The organism is Mesorhizobium sp. M1329 (assembly GCF_040318035.1).
Classification (GTDB): domain Bacteria; phylum Pseudomonadota; class Alphaproteobacteria; order Rhizobiales; family Rhizobiaceae; genus Mesorhizobium.
In genome coordinates, this window is the sequence record NZ_JAMYLN010000013.1 from 125,765 (window position 1) to 142,218 (window position 16,454).

Sequence of the window (16,454 nt, forward strand, 5' to 3'; positions counted from 1 at the left end):
AACCGGCATCATGCAGGCCGCGGTAGGCCCGGAAGTCGCACGCCTGCAGCTTAGCAGGCCGAAAGCGCGGCTTCGCCTCATCAACGCGACGGTCTCGCGCGGCGGAGCGTTGCTGCTTGGAACGCTGCCGTTTGCCGCCGTGGCGATTGCCTATCTCTTCGCTTCCGCGCAAAGGCTGGCGGTCAATCCCAGCGACAAGCTGCTGCCCTCCCCTGCACAGATGTGGTCGGCCTTTTCAGACCTGGCAACAGTGCCGGACAAGCGCTCCGGCGACCTGATCCTGTGGGCCGACACCTATGCCAGCCTGATCAGGCTGTTCGCCGGAGTCGGCATGGCCACGCTGGTGGCGCTCAGCCTCGGCGTCGCCATAGGTTTCATCCCGCGCGTCAGGGCCTTTCTGCTGCCCTTGGTCACAGTTGTCTGCGTCATCCCGCCACTGGCGCTGCTCCCGATCCTGTTCATTGCGCTCGGCCTCGGCGAAACGGCCAAGATCACCTTGATCGCTCTCGGCGTCGCACCGGTCATGGTGCGCGACATCGCCAACCGGGTGATGGAATTGCCGCCGGAGCTCGTCGCCAAGGCACAGACGCTCGGCGGCAACAGCTGGACCATGGTGCTCAGGCTGGTGCTGCCACAGGTCATGCCGCGCCTCATCACGTGCGTACGGCTGGCGCTTGGGCCGGCCTGGCTGTTCCTGATCGCGGCAGAAGCCATCGCCTCCACCGAGGGGCTCGGCTACCGCATCTTCCTCGTTCGTCGCTATCTGTCGATGGACGTCATCCTGCCTTACGTCGCATGGATTACGCTGCTTGCGGTGATGACCGACTGGCTGCTCGTTCGGCTCTCTCATATCATCTCGCCCTGGGCGCATCCGGTGCGGACCAGATGAGCCGGATCCTCGTCCATCGGCTGGAGAAGAGCTACGGCGACGCCCGTGTGCTGGAACGGGTCAACGTCTCCGCCGAAGCGGGTGAATTCCTGTCGCTGGTTGGCGCCAGCGGTTGTGGAAAATCGACATTCCTGCGCATCCTGCTTGGCCAGGAACAGCAAAGCGGCGGCGTGGTCGTCGTCGGCGACCAGCCGATCGTGCCGGAGCCGACGCCGCAGCGCGGCATCGTCTTCCAGCGCTATTCCGTGTTTCCGCATCTGACCGCGCTGCAGAACTTGCTGCTGGTCGAGGACTTCCGTTCGGGCGGACCGTTCGGCCGCGTCTTCGGCGCCAGGCGCAAAAGCGCCAGGCAAGAAGCCGAAACCATGCTGGAACGGGTCGGGCTTGCCCATGCGCGCGACCTCTATCCGGCTTCGCTGTCGGGTGGCATGCAGCAACGGCTGGCGATCGCGCAGACCTTGCTCGGCCGGCCGCGGATCCTGCTTCTCGACGAGCCGTTCGGCGCGCTCGATCCCGGCGTCCGTGCCGAGATGCATGAGCTGCTCACCGAGCTATGGACCGAGCACGGCATGACCGTGGTCATGGTCACCCACGATATCGGCGAGGCCTTCAAGCTCGGCACCCGCGTGCTGGTCTTCGACAAGGTGCGCCACGACCCCCAGTTCCCGTCCGCCTATGGCGCGACGATCACCTACGATCTGAAGCTCGACCGCAAGAACCGGGCTTCCGCACGAGACGTGGCCGAAGTGGCCGCGATGGTCGGGACGACCCGACTTGATAGCGCAATCGCGACGACGGCGTCGTGAAGGAGGTTTTCATGCATAGAGATAGTCCAGAACGTCGGCATCGCCGCGCCGGGCTCACCGACCGCCAGCCGCGCCAACGCTTCCACCATCCGAACTTCGAGATCCGCGACATGCAGGGCTGGAAGTCGATCGAGGCGGAAGGAAAGCTACCCGAGGATGGCTGGCGCAAGGAACAGAAATGGGCACTCGACATGGGCCTGCCCGGATCGGATTCGATCATCGACAAGTCGATCCCGACATTCGCGCGAGGCGAGTTGCCGCATTTCGCCGGCATCAACACCTTCCTCAAGGCGCCCTATGTCGAGAACGTCCGCGATGTCGGCAGGTATGACGCTGCCGTCATGGGCATTCCTTTCGACAGCGGCACCACCTACCGGCCCGGAACCCGCTTCGGGCCGCAAGGCATGCGCCGCATCTCGGCGCTCTACACGCCTTACAATTACGAGCTCGGTGTCGACCTGCGCGAGCAGATGACGCTTTGCGATGCCGGCGACGTCTTCACCATTCCCGCCAATCTCGAAAAGAGCTTCGACCAGATCACCAAGGGCGTCAGCCATGTCGCCTCGTCCGGCGCGCTGCCGATCATGCTCGGTGGCGACCATTCGATCGGGTTTCCGTGTGTGCGCGGCATTGCCGACGTGACCTCCAAGCGCATCGGCATCATCCATTTCGACCGCCACATCGACATTCAGGAAAAGGATCTCGACGAACGTATGCACACGACGCCCTGGTACTGGGCAACCAACCTGCCGAACGTCTCGGCTACCAATCTGGTGCAGCTCGGCATCGGCGGCTGGCAGGTGCCCCGCTACGGCGTCGCCGAGGCGCGGAAGCGCGGCACCAACGTGCTGACGATTTCCGATATCGAACAGATGGGGCTGGAGAAGGCGGCGGAGATCGCGCTCGAGCTCGCATGGAAGGACACCGACGCCGTATACATCTCCTTCGATGTCGACAGCATCGATTGCGGTTTCGTGCCGGGTACGGGCTGGCCGGAGCCCGGCGGCTTCCTGCCGCGCGAGGCACTGAAGCTGCTCGGGCTGGTGTCGGCGCCCGGCATCTGCGGACTGGAAGTGGTCGAGGTGTCGCCGCCCTACGACACGTCGGACATCACGGCGCTGTTTGGCGTGCGGGTTGTCGTCGAGGCGCTCGGCTCGATGGTCGCGCACGGCAATCTCGGCAAGCACAAATCCATCATCGACAAGCCGACGAGCTTTTGACCATGCACGATGATCATCACCACCACAGCCATAACCATGGCGACGGTCACCATGACGGGCCGAACGGTCATCATCACCATCCGCACCCGGTCGGCCACAACGGGCCGGCCGGCAAGCCGTTGCAATGGCAGACACCGCATCTACCGCACCACCATGCGCCCGAACCCGCCGACGCGCGGGCGACGGATCTCGATCTCGTCGAGATCGTGTTTCTCGAAGGGTTTTCGCGGGCGCCCGACCCGTCCAGTTTCCTGCGCCTCGCCGGGATTCCGTTCGTCGGCGAGACCGCCGACGGCGTACGGCTGCATCTCCTGCGCGTCGAGACGCAGGACATGGTCGATGTCGGCGCCGTCATGCCGCTGATCGGCGGCGCCGGCGTCACCTATCACCCGCTGCCCGCGAAACTGACGTCGCGTCGGCGCCGCCTGGCCTTCGTCTACCATAACGGCGAGGCACAAACGCCCCTCGACTTCGGCGAGGCGCGGCTTCTGGCCGACAGGTCCGGCGCCGCACAATTCACCATGCCAGGGGCCGGACAATGAGCACCGGCCTTGAACCGATCGCACCTCTATCAAACAGGTCAGGAACCATGAACAAAACGCTTTCATTCTTCGGCAGACTCGCCTTGGCAGCCGCCACAACTCTCATCCCCTCATTGGCCTTCGCCCACAGCGGCGGTTTTCATGCTCACGGGTTTGTAGACGGCCTTCAGCACCCGCTGGCCGGTATGGACCACCTGCTTGCCATGATGGCTGTAGGCATCATTGCCGCTCGCGCCGGCGGCAATGGGATCATCATCGTGCCGTCGTGCTTTGTCTCGGCGATGGTCGCTGGCGCCCTGCTCGGTATCGCCGGCATCGGCCTGCCCTCACTCGAAGCGGGCATAGCGCTATCGCTGGTAGTCTTCGGCGCCATGATGATGCTTGCCAAGCCGTTTCCGCTCGCTGTGGCTGCGTCGCTGACTGCCCTTTTCGCCCTCTTCCACGGCAATGCCCACGGCCTCGAAATTCCCGAGACTGCCAGCGGCATCGCTTACGCGGTTGGCTTCGTGGTCGCCACCTCGGCTCTTCACGCGACCGGCGCGTTGGCCGCCCTGACACTTCGGCGCTGGCCGGGAGCCATCCGCACGGCAGGGGTCGGCACGTCGGTGGTCGGTATGGCGTTGGCGGCACAGATCATCTGACCCGCAGGCATCTGCGATGAACAGGAAGCGAAGGCATGATCAAGCGTCTGACCGTCTGGCTGCGCATCCGAAACATGCTGTACCAGATCCTGAAGACCCGGTCTGAGCGACTCTGATCGCATCCAGGGACCGAGGCTATGCCGCTTGCCGTACGTCTCGCGCGTACGGAGCGGTCCGCCGTGGGTCGCGACTAGGACGCAGCCGGCCGATCTGGACAGCGCCGGTCGGCCGCGTGCATCGATAAGCGCGTGTCGCTCACGGACGAACGCGGATGATCGTCTTCCCCGAGCGTCGCTCGGTCGGGTTGAAGGCGGAAACGGCATCATCGAGGGTCGAGATGTTGCCGATGTTCGTCCGGAGCCGTCCGTCCCGCACCCGCTGGACGATTTCACTCAGTTGAGCACGATCGGACTCGACAACGAAGTCGACTGCCAGGCCATTGGCGGGCTGCGCGTCGGGCGGCCCGACGACGGTCACCAGTGTTCCTCCGGCTCGAACCAGGCCCGCGGATCGCTTCTGTATGTCGCCGCCGATGACATCGAACACCAGATCGACGCCGCCGACGTCTTCCAGGGCGTCGTTCTCGAGGTCGACGAACTCGTTCGCGCCGAAGTCGAGCGCCTTCTGACGGTCGGCTGCGCGTCCGGTGCCAATAACGTAGGCGCCGGCCTCCCGTGCGAGTTGCGTCACCATCGACCCGACTGCGCCGGCCGCACCATGCGCAAGGACGCTCCGCCCGGCCCGAAGGCGGCCATGGTCGAACAGACCCTGCCACGCAGTCAGGCCCGAGATCGGCAAACTTGCGCCTACCGTGAAGTCGACGTCGCCCGGCAGCGGCGCGAGGTTACGTGCCTCCATGGCTACATACTCCGCCAGGGTGCCGTCGCGATACCAATCGGCGAGGCCGAATACCCGCTGGCCCACCGACAGTCCCGTCGTCCCGTAACCGAGGGCGGTGACCACTCCGGCCAGCTCGTGCCCGGGGATCGATGGCGTCCGGTCACGGTCGACGCGATCGGTCCAGGTCGACGGCCACGCCAACTCAGTCGGGACGAATCCCGACGCATGAACCTTAACGACGACGTCGTTTATCGCTGCCTGCGGCTCGGGCCGCTCGGCCAGCTTCATCCCGGCCGTTCCCGCGGCCTGATCCGTCACAACGATTGCCTTCATCGGAATTGTCTCCTCGGTCATTTGTCACGTGGCGATGGCCGGTAGATATGTCCGGCTCTGGTCGTGAAACAGGACCAAGATTGGCGGGAATGATGGTACCATTGCGCCATGGCTGCTGTGCCCATCCATCTCGACCGCGCCGCAAGAACGCCGCTGGCGACGCAGATCTACCTGGCGGTCCGGGACGCCATCGAGGCATCTGCGGCGCATGAAGCGCCTCTACGCGTCTCGGCGGCAAGCCCTGCTTGAGGGCCTCGCGCAGGTCGGGTCGGAGTCGCTGAAAGTCGAAGCCACCGCTGGCTTGGCCGTCATTGTCTCGATAACCGCCTCTCTGTCGGACGTGGAGATCGCCCGCCGCGCCCGCTCGTTCGGCTTGGCTCCGTCGCCTCTCTCTCAATGGCGCGTCCGATCACCCCGTGGCAGGGGCTCCTGCTCGGCGTGACCAACTTGGATACGCGTCGGCTTACACAGTATTGCCGACAGCTCGCGGAAGCGGCGCAATAGCGCCACTAGCGCTCAGCGATCCTTGAAGGGCCCGATCCTGCAATGGGCTGCTCCTGCCCCTTGGCTTGCGGGCACGGCCGTGTCCGCAAGCCGCGCATTGCGGCCATTCCGCCGGAACCGTCAGAAGGACCGTTGAGGGTCGCTCCAGACCTTGGTCCTGCCGGGCTCAATGTCCGCCATCTTTCTTCAGACGCCACAAGCCGCCATTCCCCTGTCGGCCATTGCGGTCATTCCAGACAGACACTCAAGAGGTTCGCACTAGGAAGCAGCCAATCTTTGCCCCACCAATCGATGCAAGCCGCGCGCTAGTGGACCGCTAGCCAGGAGAAGCTTCAGACCTATCGCGATCGAGCTTTTGATCTCAGCGCGCCTCTTGGCGCCTACGGTCCATTCCACCTCGGTGCACCGAGTCCTCGGTAGCCACCATAAATCAACAAAATCAATTCCAGGATGGAGGTTCGCCAATGCCTAACCGAGGTAAAAAATTTTTCTAAGTCGTTGATAAATAACGATAATGGTGGGCCCGGAGGATGTGCTAGAAACGTCGATTTGATTGGGTTTTTCGTGGGCCAAAATCAGAAGTATTCCCGTATCGTTCCGTATGGTTCCGCGATGCTCTCACCATCGAATTGGCTATGCCCTGCCTCCAACGGCAGCCCACCTTCGAAGGTCCGGCATAGCCTCCGCGTGTGTCAGCTGAGCGCACATCTAGATCACGCGCGCGTCCTCCGGGCGCGGCTCCCCTGCAACGACGAATGTAGGACGATCCGCGCTACTGTAACGTCGCACGCCCATAGGAATCGAGGACACGGGTGATGCTGCCAATCAGCAGGTCATGCGCGACGGGCTCGATCCGACCTGCCGCAACGTCGGCATCGAGTTGCCCCAGATACTGGCTGACCAAAGGGCGGGGAATGTCCCTGCCGCCCAGAAAATCCAGCAGCGTCTGTGTCGCGTGCTGTGCGTCGGGCGTCGGCCAGTAGTAACGGATGCGGTCGCTGAAGGAGAAGTGCCGCTGCACGCGCTGCTCGTCCGGCGTACCCGGATAGTATTTCTGCCAATTGTCCGGCGAGGCCAGCATGACGCGCTCCATCGCCGCCGGCAGGCTTTCACGGGACGGGTCTGGCGCGAGCACGTCCGCGACGTGGCTCAGCCCGTACAATGCCTCGCGAAGCGCGAAGGTGAGCCAGGGTCCAACCTTGAGGATGGCGAAGCCGTCGCGCACCAGAGCCTCAAGCGCCTCGTTTGGCTGGTAGTCGGTCGAATGCGCCTCGAAGACGAATTGCGGCATGCGCCCGAGCACGCCGACCAGCTGCGTCGCCTTCCGCGGCGCGTACGCGATGATCTCGGCATTGCCGAATTCGACGCCCGGCTGGACGACGACGCCGACCACACGGGCAAAGGCACCGTCGAGGCCGGCGCGCGAAAATGCCTGTCCGTGGATTTCGACGGTCCGCAGGGCATCATCTGGTTCGGTGACATGCATATGGTCGAGCGCTTCGAGCGCGCCGCCCGGCACCGGAACTTCGGTGCCGATGATGTAGACCGGTTTCTCGCCGCCAATGCGTTCGACCGCCGCCTCGGCGACGGCCGCAAGCGCGGCGGCGCGGGCAGCGATGATCTCGTCGGCAAGCGGGGCGGGATCGTCGGCGCAAGCCATGCTGGTGTCGAGATGCAGCTTGGTGAAGCCCGCGCCGGCATAGGCGTCGATCATCGCCTTCGCCTTCGTCATCGCCTCGGCGGAAGGAAGATGCTTCCACGGATTGGGACCGAGATGGTCGCCGCCGAGGATCAGGCGATCGAGCGGAAAGCCGGCCCTTTGCGCATGGCCCTCGACGAAGCTGCGGAAGCCGGCGGGCGTCATGCCGGTGTAGCCGCCTTCGTGATTGACCTGGTTGCAGGTCGCCTCGATCAGCACCTCGGAACCGCGCGACGCGCCGTGGCGGAACGCGGCCTCGATCACCAGCGGATGCGCCGAACAGATCGAGGCGATGCCGCCTTTCTCACCCGCGGCGCGCTTCACCGCGATGCTGGCAAATCTCTGCGTCGCGGCGCTCATGGCTGGCCCTTTCCGGCGATGGTTGCGAAAGCCTCAACCTCGGCTAACGGAAAGATACCTTCCATTGGCCCCTTGCGAGTAACGGCTAGCGCGCCACAGGCATTTGCGATCCTGAGCGCCTGGGCGGGTGCAGCACCACGAAGCCAGAACGAGACGAAGGCAGCGCCGAAACAGTCACCGGCACCGGTCGGATCGATCTCGTTGACGGCAAAGCCCGGCAAGGCCACCGTGCCGTGACGGTCGTGGTAGGCGGCGCCGTCGGCGCCCTTCTTGAGGACGACGCAGGAAACGCCGCGCTGCAGGAGTTCATCGACCGCGCCCTTTTCGTCGCTGGCCGAAGAAAACAGGAACAGTTCGCTGCCGCTCGGCAGGAAGACATCGGTTTCCTTGAGCACTTGGTCGAGCGCTGCGCGCATGCCGGAGGCCTGCATGATCTCGCGGCGAATGTTGGGGTCGAAGGACACCGTCCCGCCCTTGGCCTTCACCGTTTGGATCGCCGCCAGCGCGACATCGGTGGCGCGGTCGGAGAACAGTGACGAGCCCATGAGATGAACATGGTCGGTGCCGGCAAGCATGCTTGTCGCAGCGGCATCGATCCCGACCAAGCCGGCGGCGCTGTTGCGGATGTTGAAGACAAAGTGCCGGCTGCCGTCCGCCCGGTAAGTGACGAAGGCGGTGCCCGTCGCGTGGCCCTTGTGAACCGCGATCGCCGACACGTCAGCTCCCAGCGTCCGCAGCCGCTCGATGTTCAACTGGCCGAAATCGTCGTCGCCGACCGCGCCGATCAGGCCGGCGGGTTGGCCGAGCGCTGCGGCTTGGCCGATGAAGATGGCGGGCGCGCCGGACGGATAAGGCCCCAGCAGCGGGCCCGGCTCGAGAAAGCTCTGGCCGATACGCTCGGCCATGATCTCGACGAGGATCTCGCCGGCTGAGACCAGCTTCTTCATCTGGCGGAATTCCTCCCGGCGTTTCGCCCCAGTCCGACTGCGGACTTCAGTCGCGCACAATTGTGCCTGGCGGCAACCGACATCCAGAGTCAATACGGCTTGCACTTTTTTGCGTCAATTAAAAATTTGCGCGTGGAATAATTTTATTATACGCGTGAAACGGCTGGAGTTTTCTGTAAAATTTTGGCTTGCGGTTGCACGCCGGCGCACCGTAAGCAGGTGGCGGGCAGCATAAGGAACGAGGTTTCCGAAAGGCGGGGGATCGGTGGCGATGAAGCACAAGACGATGGAGGATTTCGCCCGCTCCTGTGGCGTCTCCAGGCCGACTTTGTCGAAGTATTTCGACGATCCGACCAGCGTCAAGGCGGCGACGCGAAAGCGCATCGAGGAAGCGCTGCGCTTGTCCGACTACCAGCCCAATTTGTTCGCGCGCAACCTCAACCGCAAGCGTACCCGCAGCATCGGCATCATGGTGCCGACGGTGGCCGATCCCTTCTATTCGGAGATGGTCAGCCGCATAGAACTCCGGCTGCGCGACGAGGGTTACTGGCCGATCGTGATCTCCTCGCACGGCTCGCGCGAACTCGAAGTAGAGGCAACGCGAACGATCCTGTCGCTGAAAGTCTCCGGCGCGCTGATCGCGCCGCTCGGCGTGCGCTCGGACCACCGCACGCTGGAGAAGCTGACGCAGGCGATCCCGGTCGTCTATTTCGACACCTATCTCGAAGGCGGGACGCCGTTCGTCGGCAACAACAACGCGCAGAGCGTCTCGACCATCGTCGATTATCTTTGCCGGTCCGGCGGCGCCCCGGTCTATTTCGACATCCCGCATGTCAACCACAACTCGCCGGAACGGCTGGAGAGCTATGTCGCCTCGATGAAGCGGCTCGGGCATGAGCCGGTCGTCATCGGCAACACCGAGGACTACACTTGGGATTTCGAACGGATCGGCTACGAGCAGACGGAAAAGATGCTCGACAATGGCGGCCTGGCGGGAAAGACCATCCTATGCAATAATGACCGCTTGGCCTTTGGCGTGATGGCCGCCGCCTATGCGCGCGGACTCAAGATCGGCCGCAAGGGCGATTGCGACCTGCGGGTAGCCGCCCATGACGATCATCCACTGAGCCGCTACACCTGCCCCGGCCTCACCACCATGGCGCAGGACTTCGCCTCGATGGCCGGGCGCAGCGTCGAGACGCTGCTGGCGCTGCTTGAGAAGGACGACACGGCGGTCGCACCCAAAGTCAGTCTCGATGCGACGCTGGTGATGCGTCAGTCGGCCTGATCTTCCCAAAAGCCGGATCGAAGCCGCGCCATGCGGCGACCGCAGCGCCAACGGCCTGTCGCGCTGCCGTGCCATGGCGGCCCATGGAAACAAAACCATGGATCTGGCCTGGCCAACGCCGCAGCACGACCGGCACACCGTCGTCTTGCAGACGCCCGGCGTAGGCCTCGCCTTCATCGGCGAGGATGTCGTGACCGGCGATGGCGACGAAGGCTGGCGCCGCGCCGGCGAGGCTCTCCGCCCTGAGTGGCGAGGCGCGCCAGTCGTCGAAGTCGGCGGCATAGCGGACGTAGTGATCACGAAACCACGCCATGGTCGAGGCGGTCAGGCCAAAACCTTCGGCAAAGCGGCGATAGCTGTCCGCCGTCTGCGCGGCATCAGTGTTGGGATAGAACAGCAGCTGCGCGGTCAACGGAGTAGGATCGCCCCGCGCGAGAAGACTAAGCACCGTGGCGAGATTGCCGCCGGCACTGTCGCCGGCAACGGCAATGCGCCGAGCGTCGATGCCGAGATCGCCAGGCGCCTCTTGCATGAAGGAGAGCACGGCGCGGCAATCCTCGACCGCGGCCGGGAATTTGTGCTCCGGCGCCAGCCGGTAGGCGGGCGAAACGACGACGCAAGCCGCCATATTGGCGAACCAGCGGCAGATCTCGTCATGGGAATCGAGGTTGCCGATCACCCAGCCGCCGCCATGCAGGTAAAGCAGCGCCGGGGCAGTTGCATCAGGCGCGTCCTGCCCGCGATAGATCCTGAGCGTCAGCGAACCGCCGGGTCCAAGGATGGCGCGCTCAGTGACCGAAGCCACCGGCTCGCGCTCACCCTGCTGGTCCGGAAGGCCTTCTTCGTAGGCACGGCGTGCCTGTTGCGGTGTACCGGTCTCGAATGGCAAGGCGTCGGCCTGCCGGCCGAGCTCGAGCACATGCCGGGCTTCCGGGTCGAGTGGGGACAGGGACGGCGCTGAAGGCGATTTCATCATGGATCTCCCTCCTCGTCAGGCAAGCAGACCTGCCGCCTCGTCCTCGCCGAGCAGCGGCGGCTGGTCGACGGTCCCATTGACGGCAATTGAGCCGCGGCTTTCGCCCGATGCCAGGATCGCCTCCATGATCTCCAGAACATGCAGCGCCAGATCGCCGGAGGCGCGGGGCTTGCGCCCATCGGCCAGCCCCCGCGCAAGATCAGCGACGCCTAGCATGCGGTAGTTGGCGCGGTCGGGTGCGACATAGGACCAGTTGCGCGCACCGTAGAGTTCGGCCTCGCTGGCGAAATCGGCCCAGTCGTCGCCGCGCGCCGAGAGTGAAACTGTGCCGCCGAATGTGTCGGGATCGGGCAATCGCAGCGAGCCTTCGGTGCCGTGCAGTTCGATCGGATGGTTGGAGTGCTTGAACACGTCCCAGGAGGCGCCGAAGGTGACGGTGGCGCCGGAGCGGAACTGCAGCAGCGACAGAATGGTGGTCGGCGTGCCGACCTTGAAGCTGGTGTTCTTGTAAGGACCTTCGGCTGATATCAGCCGTTCCTCCTGGCCGCGCGTCGCCATCGCCATGACGCGCTCGACCGGGCCGAGCAGGTTGACCAGCATCGTCAGGTAATAAGGGCCCATGTCGAAGACGGGGCCGCCGCCGGGCTGATAGTAGAATTGCGGATTGGGATGCCAGTGCTCCATGCCGCGCCCCATCATGAACGCGGTGCCGGTCACAGCGCAGCCGATCGCACCCTCGTCCATCAGCCGGCGCGCCCGCCGTCCGGCAGCGCCGAGGAAGGTGTCTGGAGCCGAGCCGAGCTGCAACCCGCGCGCCCTCGCCTCTTCGACCAGCCGGCGGCCGTCGGCGGCCGACGTCGCCAGAGGCTTTTCGGTAAAGACGTGCTTTCCCGCTGAAAGCGCCGAAAGCGAAATGTCGAAATGCGCCGCCGGTATCGTCAAATTGAGAACAAGGTCGATGTCCTGGTCGGCCAGCAGCGCGTCGACGCCGAGTGCGCGGATGCCATACTCCCTGGCGCGCAGCGCAGCCATATCGGCCGAAATGTCGGCGCAGGCGCTGAGCTCTACCCCGCCGAACAGAGCCGCATTGCGCAAATAGGTCATCGAGATGTTGCCGCATCCGATGACGCCGATGCCGAGCTTTGTCTTTGATTTTCCGTGCATTTCAGATCGTACCTCCCAACGCGGTCATGGCCTGGCTGCACCCTTGCGTCAGCAACGGTTCATAGTCGAAAGCTGCTATACAACATTTTAAATATTGACGCGCGTAAAATTCTTATAGAGCATGTGAAAACGCTGGCGCAGCATTGGAGGCCGCCAGCCTTGAGGAGGAGAACATGACTGACATGAAAGCCGGCCAACGGCCGATGCGAATCCCGTGGCTCATGCGCGCACTGGATCTTTCCGTCGCGGGCAGGGACCGAGACGGGTTCAGGCATAGATCACCTTGACCCTGGTCCTATCCAGCTGGCTGCGTATTGGACCGGGCAGGCCATCGTCGGTGATCACCACATCGACGGCCGACAGCGAAAATGCCTTGGAGGTCCCGCTGATGCCCCATTTGCTCGAATCGGCAAGGAGAACAACGCGCCGGGCCATGCGAACGAGGTTTCGCTTCGTTCGCGCCATGTCTTCGTTCACGTCGACCACATCCAGTGACGAGTCTATCGCATGCGCTCCAACAAAGACCTGATGCGCTACCAAGCCGCCGAGAGCCGTATCGGCATCGGTGATCAGTGTGCTCACCGTGTCGGGATAGACCCGGCCGCCGATCATATGAACGTCGAGCCCGGGACGATGCATAAGATGCTGCACGATATTCATGGCCGTGGCCGCGACCACGACATTGCTGAGCGGCGGTAACTGCATGGCAAGCTGCATCAATGTCGAGCCGCCGTCGAAGATGACCGATTGGTTGTCCTCGAACAGGTCTACCGCCGCCCGGGCGATGCGCTTCTTTGCGTCGAGGTTAATTTGCATCCGCCGGGCGAACGCGGCCGTAGTCGAATCGGTGGTACGGGTCACCGCCCCTCCACGGGTCTTGGTCAGTAGTCCCTTTCGGTCCAGTATCTCGAGGTCGGAGCGCACCGTGACTTCCGACACGCCGAACCCGTTTGACAGGTCCTTCGTGCGAACCTGTCCGCTGCGTTGCACCTCACCCAGGATCGATTGGCGTCTCTGCTCCGACAACATTGCCCTGCCTTTGCCTCCCTGCGCCAAGCAACCGCTCTGGCCTTGGCTCACCTTACCAAAAATACGCGAATTCGAAAGCTTTCGAAAGATTGTTTTTCTTGTTTCTTTCGGAAACACTGGATCCAGGATTTTGAAATCAAACGATTGGGGAATTTTGCACTCATGAGCCTAGGAACCAGGGTGCGTCTTGCGCGCCTCTTCTCGCATCCATCGGGGAACCTTTTTGGCGGCGCGGTCGACCACTTCGTCGGCTATGGCGACGTGCGCAAAGGCGGCCTCGCCGACCTGCCGGGTGCGCTTGCACGCGTCATGGCGGGCAGACCCGACTACGTCAGCATCCAGCCTGGCACCGCGCGCCATCTGTGGCCGCAATATGCGGGCAAGGCTTCCCTGGTGATTCAGGCGGGCTGCTTCACTCCGGACGATCGCATCAGCGAGTTGATCGCAACGCCTGAGGATGCGGTGCGCGCCGGGGCCGATGCGTTGGCCGTGGCCATTCCGGTGCGCGGCGCGACCGAGGGCAAATACATACGCTGGCTCACCGATTCGGTAAATGCAGCGGCCCGCTACGGCATGCCTGTGGTGGCGCATATCTACCCTCGCGATTTCAGCGATGGAGCAAAAATCGTCTTCACCCCCGACGAGATCGCCTATGCGGCGCGCATCGGCTACGAGTCGGGCGTCGACGTGATCAAGATCGGCTACACGGGCGATTTCGAGTCGTTCCGAGAGACCGTCCGGACCTGCCCGGTGCCGGTTGTGATCGCGGGTGGTCCGAAGACCGATACGCTGCTCGGCGCGCTTCAGCAGACGGCGGACGCAATCCGTGCCGGCGCACGCGGTGCGGTGGTGGGCCGCAATCTCTGGGGGCATGGCGATCCGGAGAAGGCAGCGCTTGCCTTTCGCGGCGTCATCCATGACGGCCTTTCGGCGCAAGACGCCCTGGCGAAGGCGGGTGCCTGAACGATGCCCACCGTCCCCCCGATCCTCGGCTTCGGCGCTATTGCGATCGACGACATCGTCTATGTCGATCAGCCGTTGTCGGCGGGCAAGGGGAAGGTCCTGCAAAATGCCCGCGCTTTTGGGGGAAATATCGCGACGGCGCTGGCCGCAGTCGCGCGGCTCGGCGGGACCGCCGGGTTCGTCGGATGGCTGGGCAGTGCCGCGGACGACGCCGTGCTGCGCGATCTCGTTGCGAGCGGTGTTGAAACCGCATTCGCGCCGCGCCATCCCGACGCGCGCCCGGTGCGCTCACGGATCACCGTCGGCTCGGACGGGGAACGGTTCATCGCGTATGACGACGATGCGATGCTGGGCACCGCTCCCGACTTTCCGGACGATATCCTCAGCCGCGCGACCGTCCTGATCGTCGATAGCTACGCGATCCGGTCGCTGGATGTCGTGGCTCGGGCTCGCGATCTCGGCCTTGCGATTCTCGGCGATATCGAATGGAGCAGCGGCCCAGCCACGGAGCGGCTGATCGCACTCTGCGACCATCTCATACTTCCACTCGGCTTTGCGCGGACTGCCACGGGGTGCCGATCGCCCGCCGAGATGCTCGAGGCATTATGGTTGCCGTCGCGGTCCGCCGTGGTTCTGACCGATGGTGGGAGGGGCGTGTACTATCGCGGGCGTGAAGAGACAGGTCTCTGGCACTTGCCCCCGCACCGGGTTGTGGTCGTCGACTCGACCGGCGCGGGTGACTGCTTTCATGGCGCCTATGCCCTTGCGTTGACGCGCGGAGCCGACACCGCAGGCCGGGTGGCATTCGCGGCCGCGGCGGCCGCCCTTTCGATAGCGGGGCGTGGCGGGCGCGAGGCGCTTCCGACCGACGACCAGGTCACGGAGCTCCTGGCATCGACGAACGCGCCGTCAGCAGTCGAACTGAAAAATGCGCATGTCGATACTGGAACATAGCCTGAGGCTATCGGAGGAAATATTTCGGAGGTGAACATAAGCCGAGAACAATTGTAAAATCAGTGGCTTATACTTGTGGAGGGAGGAAGATGGCAGAAGTCATTCTTGAGAGTATCTGCAAAACCTACGGGAACAATTTTCGCGCAATCGACCAATTGAACCTATCGGTCGAGAACGGCGAGTTCTTGATTCTCGTCGGGCCGTCCGGCTGCGGCAAATCCACCGCATTGCGAATGATCGCGGGATTGGAGGACATCACCAGCGGCAGCCTTCGGATCGGCGGAGTCGACGTCGTCGACATGCCGCCCAAGGACCGCGACATAGCGATGGTCTTCCAGAGCTACGCGCTCTACCCACATATGACGGTATTCGAAAACATCGCCTTTTCGATGCGGCTGGCAGGCAAGCCGAAGGCCGAGCGCAAGAAGCGCGTGGACGAGATCGCCAAAACCCTTCAGCTGACGTCTTTGCTGGACAGCAAACCCGCGAACCTTTCGGGCGGACAGCGTCAACGGGTTGCCATGGGCCGCGCTATGGTGCGCGAGCCGGCCGCCTTTCTCATGGACGAACCCCTTTCCAATCTGGACGCGAAACTGCGCGTGCAAATGCGCGCCGAAATCACCCGTCTGCAAAAGCAACTCGGCGTCACGACCATATACGTGACCCACGACCAGACCGAAGCGATGACGATGGGGGACAGGGTCGCGGTGTTGAAAGGCGGCGTGCTGCAGCAGGTCGACACACCCAAGAGGCTCTATGAATCGCCGGTGAACGCCTTCGTTGCCGGCTTCATCGGCTCTCCTTCGATGAACCTTTTCGAGGCGACCCTGACCGGCGACGAACTGATTTCCGGCACCTTCGCCATCCGGCTGCAGGATGCAGCCTTCGTGCGCAGGCCGGGCTTGAGGTCGTATGCGGGGCGCAAGGTCGTGTTCGGCATACGACCGGAGGATCTTTATGACAGCAGCCTCGAATCCGGTCGCAAGTATCAGACGATACCCGCAAAGGTGACTTCGATCGAAGAACTCGGCTCTGAACATATCGTTCACCTGAACATCGACGCGGTCCGGGTGGATTCCGGCGATCCGGACGCGGTGGACGATTTTGGCCTGGCATCGAACGCGGTGGCGAGATTCGAGCCGATCAGCGCCGTCCACTCCGGCTCGGAAATCGGGTTGGCCGTGGATGATGCCAAGTTCCATTTCTTCGATCCCGAGACGCATCTGGCGATCTGAATATCTGCAGCAGACCGCAGACGAGAGCGAGGCGCCTGCGAAAGATACTCGCAAGAAGACTTCT

At 63.6% G+C, this 16,454-nt stretch carries 16 protein-coding genes; 10 read left to right on the plus strand and 6 right to left on the minus strand.

The genetic code is table 11. The annotated features are described in order from the left end of the window. Window positions 1–10 precede the first annotated feature (10 nt). Genes NKH21_RS15785 through NKH21_RS15805 form a run of 5 tightly spaced genes read left to right on the plus strand, consistent with a single transcriptional unit; the run spans window position 11 to window position 4,098 of the window. Window positions 11–889 (plus strand): ABC transporter permease, encoded by an 879-nt coding sequence (locus NKH21_RS15785; protein ID WP_352866121.1) that lies wholly within the window; start codon window positions 11–13, stop codon window positions 887–889. Then, on the plus strand, window positions 886–1,695 hold the full coding sequence (locus tag NKH21_RS15790; protein WP_352866030.1) for an ATP-binding cassette domain-containing protein: 810 nt from the start codon (window positions 886–888) through the stop codon (window positions 1,693–1,695). Before NKH21_RS15785 ends, NKH21_RS15790 begins: the two co-directional genes overlap by 4 nt. Before the next feature lie 11 nt (window positions 1,696–1,706). Next, a complete protein-coding gene (locus tag NKH21_RS15795) occupies window positions 1,707–2,915 on the plus strand; it encodes an agmatinase family protein (RefSeq protein ID WP_352489778.1) in 1,209 nt (402 codons plus the stop codon). A gap of 2 nt (window positions 2,916–2,917) precedes the next feature. Further along, a complete protein-coding gene (locus tag NKH21_RS15800) occupies window positions 2,918–3,457 on the plus strand; it encodes a hypothetical protein (protein ID WP_352866034.1) in 540 nt (179 codons plus the stop codon). Window positions 3,458–3,504: 47 nt separating this feature from the next. Next, window positions 3,505–4,098: a HupE/UreJ family protein gene (locus NKH21_RS15805; protein WP_352866037.1), complete on the plus strand. Its 594-nt coding sequence runs from the start codon at window positions 3,505–3,507 to the stop codon at window positions 4,096–4,098. 255 nt (window positions 4,099–4,353) lie between these two features. On the opposite strand, the gene NKH21_RS15810 is transcribed toward NKH21_RS15805, so the two are convergent. After that, entirely contained in the window at window positions 4,354–5,271 is a 918-nt protein-coding gene (locus NKH21_RS15810; RefSeq protein ID WP_352662122.1) for an NADP-dependent oxidoreductase, read from the minus strand. Between the two features lie 108 nt (window positions 5,272–5,379). On the opposite strand from NKH21_RS15810, the gene NKH21_RS15815 reads away from it, so the two are divergent. Further along, on the plus strand, window positions 5,380–5,520 hold the full coding sequence (locus tag NKH21_RS15815; RefSeq protein WP_352866040.1) for a hypothetical protein: 141 nt from the start codon (window positions 5,380–5,382) through the stop codon (window positions 5,518–5,520). Between the two features lie 1,027 nt (window positions 5,521–6,547). On the opposite strand, the gene NKH21_RS15820 is transcribed toward NKH21_RS15815, so the two are convergent. After that, window positions 6,548–7,834, minus strand: coding sequence for a D-tagatose-bisphosphate aldolase, class II, non-catalytic subunit (locus tag NKH21_RS15820; protein ID WP_352866043.1), 1,287 nt, complete (start codon window positions 7,832–7,834; stop codon window positions 6,548–6,550). After that, a complete protein-coding gene (locus NKH21_RS15825; RefSeq protein WP_352866045.1) occupies window positions 7,831–8,781 on the minus strand; it encodes a sugar kinase in 951 nt (316 codons plus the stop codon). Before NKH21_RS15825 ends, NKH21_RS15820 begins: the two co-directional genes overlap by 4 nt. A 265-nt stretch (window positions 8,782–9,046) precedes the next feature. Here NKH21_RS15825 and NKH21_RS15830 point away from each other — a divergent pair, with 265 nt between their 5' ends. Next, window positions 9,047–10,069, plus strand: coding sequence for a LacI family DNA-binding transcriptional regulator (locus NKH21_RS15830; RefSeq protein ID WP_352866048.1), 1,023 nt, complete (start codon window positions 9,047–9,049; stop codon window positions 10,067–10,069). On the opposite strand, the gene NKH21_RS15835 is transcribed toward NKH21_RS15830, so the two are convergent. The 3 genes from NKH21_RS15835 to NKH21_RS15845 form a co-directional block, all read right to left on the minus strand. After that, window positions 10,029–11,042 (minus strand): alpha/beta hydrolase, encoded by a 1,014-nt coding sequence (locus tag NKH21_RS15835; RefSeq protein ID WP_352866050.1) that lies wholly within the window; start codon window positions 11,040–11,042, stop codon window positions 10,029–10,031. The genes NKH21_RS15830 and NKH21_RS15835 overlap by 41 nt on opposite strands. 18 nt (window positions 11,043–11,060) lie before the next feature. Beyond that, the gene (locus NKH21_RS15840) at window positions 11,061–12,209 is read right to left on the minus strand and encodes a Gfo/Idh/MocA family protein (protein WP_352866052.1); all 1,149 of its coding nucleotides are present in this window, start codon (window positions 12,207–12,209) and stop codon (window positions 11,061–11,063) included. 267 nt (window positions 12,210–12,476) lie between these two features. Beyond that, window positions 12,477–13,238: a DeoR/GlpR family DNA-binding transcription regulator gene (locus tag NKH21_RS15845; protein WP_352866053.1), complete on the minus strand. Its 762-nt coding sequence runs from the start codon at window positions 13,236–13,238 to the stop codon at window positions 12,477–12,479. A gap of 162 nt (window positions 13,239–13,400) precedes the next feature. Here NKH21_RS15845 and NKH21_RS15850 point away from each other — a divergent pair, with 162 nt between their 5' ends. From NKH21_RS15850 to NKH21_RS15860, 3 genes are all read left to right on the plus strand, one after another. Further along, window positions 13,401–14,201 (plus strand): beta/alpha barrel domain-containing protein, encoded by an 801-nt coding sequence (locus tag NKH21_RS15850; protein WP_352866123.1) that lies wholly within the window; start codon window positions 13,401–13,403, stop codon window positions 14,199–14,201. 3 nt (window positions 14,202–14,204) lie between these two features. Further along, window positions 14,205–15,155, plus strand: coding sequence for a PfkB family carbohydrate kinase (locus NKH21_RS15855; RefSeq protein WP_352866055.1), 951 nt, complete (start codon window positions 14,205–14,207; stop codon window positions 15,153–15,155). An 89-nt stretch (window positions 15,156–15,244) separates the two neighbouring features. Further along, window positions 15,245–16,390, plus strand: a complete 1,146-nt coding sequence (locus tag NKH21_RS15860) for an ABC transporter ATP-binding protein (protein WP_352662148.1) — start codon at window positions 15,245–15,247, stop codon at window positions 16,388–16,390. The last annotated feature ends 64 nt before the right edge of the window (window positions 16,391–16,454 follow it).